The sequence below is a fragment of the Streptomyces sp. NRRL WC-3549 genome (assembly GCF_000721935.1).
Lineage (GTDB): Bacteria > Actinomycetota > Actinomycetes > Streptomycetales > Streptomycetaceae > Streptomyces.
This window is the reverse complement of record NZ_KL585423.1, coordinates 217,398-223,150: the sequence shown is the minus strand read 5'-3', so window position 1 is coordinate 223,150 and position 5,753 is coordinate 217,398. Positions and strand designations below refer to the sequence as shown.

General features: G+C 76.6%; 1 protein-coding gene. It reads left to right on the top strand.

Annotated elements, in window-relative coordinates; genetic code table 11:
- On the top strand, positions 1–5,753 hold a 5,753-nt coding region (locus IH13_RS0127380; RefSeq protein WP_063837499.1), incomplete at both ends, for a non-ribosomal peptide synthetase.

Here is a 5,753-nt window from a genome sequence, read left to right as displayed (position 1 = left end):
GTGATGGCGGACGGGCTCGACCGCCGCGTCGACGCCGTGCCCGTCCTGCTGGACGGGGAGCGCGAGACGCTGCTCTCCCAGGGACGGGGCGCGGAACTCCCGCACGAAACGCCGGACCCCTGGGTCCCGGACGCCGTCGCCCGGTACGCGGCCCGCCACCCGGAGGCGGTCGCCGTGACCGGCCCCGGCGAGTGCCTGACGTACCGTCAACTCGTGGATCTGTCGGACGACCTGGCCCGCGCCCTGACCGGGCGCGGAGTCGGCGCGGAGGACGGCGTCGGTGTCCTGCTGGGACGTTCCGGAGCCATGGTCACCGCCTCCCTGGCGGCCCTGCGGGCGGGCGCCGCCTATGTGCCCCTGGACCCGGACTGGCCCGCCGAGCGGCTCGAACGGGTCACCGAGGTGGCCTCCCTGCGCACCCTCATCGTCGACGAGACCACCCGTGACCACCCCTGGGTACGCCGGATCGCGCCCGGTGCGGCGCTGGTGACCGTCGACGCCTCGGGCAGGGTCCTGCACGGGGCCCCGGCCGCCCCGGGCCCCCTGCCGGGCCCCGGCCCCGGCACCCGGCTCGCGTACGTCATGTTCACCTCCGGCTCCACCGGCCTGCCCAAGGGTGTCGGCGTCACCCACGCCGACATCACCGCCCTCGCCGCCGACCGCAGATGGCGCGACGGCGCGGCCGACGCCGTCCTGCTGCACTCGGCGTACGTCTTCGACGCCTCCACCTTCGAGATCTGGGCACCCCTCCTCAACGGCGGACGTGCCGTCGTGGCCCCCGAGGGCCCCCTCCAGCCCGGCGTGCTCCGGGACCTCGCCGCCCGCCACGGCGTGACGGCGGCGTTCCTGACGACGGCCCTGTTCAACGTGATCGCCGAGACCGACCCCGGGGCGCTCGGCCTGCTGCGCCTGGTCGCCGCCGGAGGTGAGGCGGCCGCGCCCGGCGTCCTCCAGCGGCTGGCTGCCGCCCACCCCGGCACCGCCGTCCTGCACGTGTACGGGCCGACCGAGACCACCACCTTCGCCACCCTCCACCGGGTCCGCCCGAACGCCGACCCCGGCGGCACCGCCCCGATCGGCCGGCCGCTGGACGGCACGCGCGCCTACGTCCTGGACGCGGCGATGCGGCTCGTACCGCCCGGCGCCGAGGGCGAGCTGTACGTCGCGGGAGCCGGGGTCACCCGGGGCTACCTCGGGCGCCCCGGCCTCACCGCCACCCGGTTCGTCGCCGACCCGTACGCCGGCGACGGAGCCCGGATGTACCGCACCGGCGACCTCGTGCGGTGGGGCGCCGACGGAACCCTGCACTACGTCGCCCGCGCCGACCAGCAGGTCAAACTCCGCGGCCACCGCATCGAACCCGCGGAGATCGAGGCGGTGCTCCGCGGCGACCCGTCGGTGCGCTCCGCCTGCGTCCTGGTCCGCGAGGACCTGCCGGGCGACCGCACCCTCACCGCCTACGTCGTCCCGGCGCCCGGGCACACCCCCGACCCCGCCCGGCTCGCCGCACACGTCGGCCGCCATCTGCCCGCCCCGATGGTGCCGGCCGTCATCCACCCCCTGGACACGCTGCCGCTGACCCCGAACGGCAAGCTCGACCGGGCCGCCCTGCCCGCACCCGCCGCCCCGTCCGACGCCGGGGGCCGCCCGCCGCGCAGCGGCCTGGAGGAGATCCTCGCCGGGCTGTTCGCCGACGTGCTCGGCGTGGCCCGGGTCGCCGTCGACGAGGACTTCTTCGCCCTGGGCGGCCACTCCCTGCTCGCCACCCGCCTGGTGGGCCGCGTCCGCGCCACCCTGGACACCGAGACGGAGATCCGCACCCTCTTCGAGCACCCCACCGTCGCCGCGCTCGCCACGGCCCTCCAGGACGCGGACCGCACGGCCCGTCCCGCCCTCGTACCGCAGGAACGGCCCACCGAGCTCCCGCTGTCGTACGCCCAGCAGCGCCTGTGGTTCCTCCACCGGCTCGAAGGGGCCTCCGCCACGTACAACATCCCCTTCGCCGTACGCGTCGAAGGACCGCTCGACACGGACGCCCTGCGCCGGGCCCTCCACGACGTGGTCATCCGGCACGCCGCCCTGCGCACCGTCTTCCCCGAGGGCGACCGGGGACCGCGCCAGCACATCACCGCCCCGGACGACGTCCGCCTGCCGTTCGTCCTGGAGGCGGCGGACCCGGACAAGCTGCCCGACCGGATCAGGGCCGCCGCGACCGAACCGATCGACGTCGAGCACCGGCTCCCGCTCCAGGCGACCCTGCTCCGCCTCGCCGACGACGTCCACGTGCTGGTGCTCGTGGTCCATCACATCGCCGCAGACGGCTCCTCGCTGGCCCCCCTCGGCCACGACCTCGGCGCCGCCTACCGGGCCCGCCTGCACGGCGCGGCCCCCGCCTGGGCCGCCCTGCCCGTCGACTACGCCGACCACACCCTCTGGCAGCGCCGCCTGCTGGGCGACGAGCACGAGCCTGACAGCCTCGCCGCCCGGCAACTGGCCTACTGGAAGCAGGCGTTGGCCGGGCTGCCCGAGATGGTCGACCTGCCGTGGGACCGCCCGCGCCCCGCCCTTCCCCGGCACACCGGAGCCACCCACGACTTCGCCGTCGACCGTGCCACCGCCCGGCGGGTCGCGGATCTCGCCCGCGCCGGCGGATGCAGCGTCTTCATGGTGCTCCAGGCCGCCCTGGCGGCCACGCTCTCCCGGCACGGGGCGGGCGACGACATCCCGCTGGGAACGGCCGTCGCCGGCCGGACCGACGAGGCCGCCGCGGACCTCGTCGGCTTCTTCGTGAACACACTGGTGCTGCGCACCGACCTGACCGGCGATCCCACCTTCCTCGAACTTCTCGCCCGTGTACGGGAGTTCGACCTGTCCGCCTACGCGCACCAGGACATCCCCTTCGAGCGCCTGGTGGAACTGCTCAACCCCGCACGCTCGCAGAACCACCACCCGCTCTTCCAGACCATGCTCGTCCTCCAGAACCACGCCCCCGGCACCGGCCTCGACCTGCCCGGACTCACCGTCGACGGCCTGCCCGTCGACCTCCGGGTCAGCAAGTTCGACCTGTCGTTCACCCTCACCGAGACCTACGAGGCCGACGGGACGCCCGGCGGTCTGCGGGGCGCCGTCGACTACGCGACGGAACTCTTCGACGCGGCGACCGTCCGCGACCTCACCGAGCGGTTCGTGCTGCTGCTCGGTGCCGTCACCGCCGACCCCGAGCGCCCGCTGAGCTCGTACGACGTCCTCACCGCCGCCGAACGCGCCCGCCTCGCCGCCTGGGGGGCCGGGCCCGTCGACGACCTGCCCGCGGCGACGGTCCCCGCGCTCTTCGGGCAGTGGGCCCGGCGCACCCCCGGCGCCCCCGCGGTCCGGGACGCCGGCACCACCCTCACGTACGGCGAACTCGACGCCCGGGCCGACGCCCTCGCCCGCCGGCTGACCGCGCGGGGCATCGGCCCCGAGGACCGGGTGGCCGTGGCCCTGCCCCGCACCCGTGACCTCGTCGTGGCCCTCCTCGGCGTCCTCAGGTCCGGGGCCGCCTACGTGCCGCTCGACCCGGACTACCCGGCGCAGCGCCTGACCTACATGCTCGACGACGCCCGGCCCCGGCTGCTCCTCACCACGCCCGCCGTACACCGCCGGCTCCCCGCGTCCCCGGTCCCGCACCTGTACACCGACGACCTCGGCGACGCCGAGCCGGCCGGGCCCGCCCACGCCCGTACCGGGCTGCTCCCGGACCACCCGGCGTACGTCATCTACACCTCCGGCTCCACCGGCCGCCCCAAGGGCGTCGTGGTGACCCACCGCGGTGCCGGGGCCATGGCCAGGACCCAGAGCGAGCGGCTGCGGGTCGGCCCCGGCAGCCGGGTCCTGCACCTGGCGTCCGTCAGCTTCGACGCGGCGTTCTGGGAGCTGTGCATGGGGCTGCTCTCCGGCGCGTGCCTGGAGATCGACGCACGCGACGCCCTGCTGCCCGGGCCCACCCTCGCCGCCCAGGTCCAGGCCCGCGGCGTCACCCACCTCACCCTGCCGCCCGCGGCCCTCGCCGTGATGCCGCCCGGCTCGCTGCCCGCCGGGACCACGCTGGTCCTGGCCGGCGAGGCCTGCCCGCCCGCCCTGGTGCGCGCCTGGGCGGGGGACCGGTTCCTCGTCAACGCGTACGGCCCCACGGAGACCACCGTCTGCGCCACCATGAGCGCCTTCCAGCACGCGGACGGGCCGCTCGCCCCGGACCGCACGGTGCCCATCGGCGTCCCCGTCGACGGCACCCGCGTCCACGTCCTGGACGACCGGCTGGCCCCCGTGCCGCCCGGTGTCGTCGGCGAGCTGTACGTCTCCGGGCAGGGAGTGGCCCGCGGTTACCACGGCAGGGCCGCGCTGACCGCGTCCCGCTTCGTGGCCGACCCGTTCGACCGCGCCGGGGGCCGCATGTACCGCACCGGCGACCTGGTGCGGTGGACGCCCGGCGGGGAACTCGTCTACGTCTCCCGCGCCGACGACCAGGTCAAGCTGCGCGGGTTCCGTATCGAACTCGGCGAGATCGAGGCCGTGCTGACCGCCCTGCCCGGGGTCGTCGCCGCCTGCGCCACGGTCCGCGAGGACCGCCCCGGCGACCGGCGCCTGGTCGCGTACACCGTGTCCCCGGAGGGGACGCCGGGCCCCGGCGAGGCCGAGGTCCGGGCCCACTGCGCCACCGCCCTCCCCGCCCACATGGTCCCGGCCGCCCACGTACGGCTCGACGCCCTGCCCGTCACCCCCAACGGCAAGACCGACCGCCGCGCCCTGCCCGCGCCCGCCCCCGCCCCGGCGGCAGGGGGCCGCGCACCCCGCACGGAGCGCGAGCGGGTGCTCTGCGCGGTGTTCGCGGAGACGCTGGGCGTGCCCGAGGTCGGTGTCACGGACGACTTCTTCGCCCTGGGCGGTCACTCGCTGCTCGCCGTGACCCTGGCCCGGCTCATCGGGGAGCGGTGCGGCCGGCGCCCCTCCCTGCGGGTCCTGTTCGCGGCCCCCACCGTCGAGGGCGTCGACCGCCTCCTCGGGCGTACGGCGGGGGACGAGGCCGCGGAGGACGCCGGTACGCCGGACCTCGCGGCGGAGGTCCGGCTGGCCGAGGACATCACGGGCGAGGGGCGCGCTGCCGCCCGCAGGCCCTCCCGCCCCTCCGCCCGGCCGCTGCTGACCGGCGCCTCCGGCTTCCTCGGCGCGTTCCTGCTGCGCGACCTCATCGAGACGACCGGCGGCCCGGTCGACTGCCTCGTACGCGCCGAGGACGAGCAGCACGCCGCCCACCGGCTGCGGGCCAACCTGGAGCGCTACGGACTGTGGCACCCCCGGTACGCGGACCTGATCCGCCCCGTACCCGGCGACCTCGCCGCCCCGGGCCTCGGCCTGTCACCCGGGGCCCGGACGGACCTGGTGCGCCGCCTCGGCCCCGTCCTGCACAACGGCGCCCGGGTCAACTTCGCCGCCGGGTACGGCGATCTGCGCGCCCCCAACGTGGCCGGCACGGAGGAACTGCTGCGCCTGCTTGCCGACTCCGCCTCGCCCGGGCTGCACTACGTCTCGACCACGGGCGTCTACGCCCCGGGCCACGGGCCGGGCACCGTCACGGAGTCCACCCCGACGGGCCCGGCGACCGCCCTGCCCGACGGGTACGCCCGGAGCAAGTGGGTCGCCGAGCAACTCGTGGGCCTCGCCCGCGAACGCGGCCTGCCGGTGACCGTCCACCGGCCCGGCCGCATCAGCGGCGG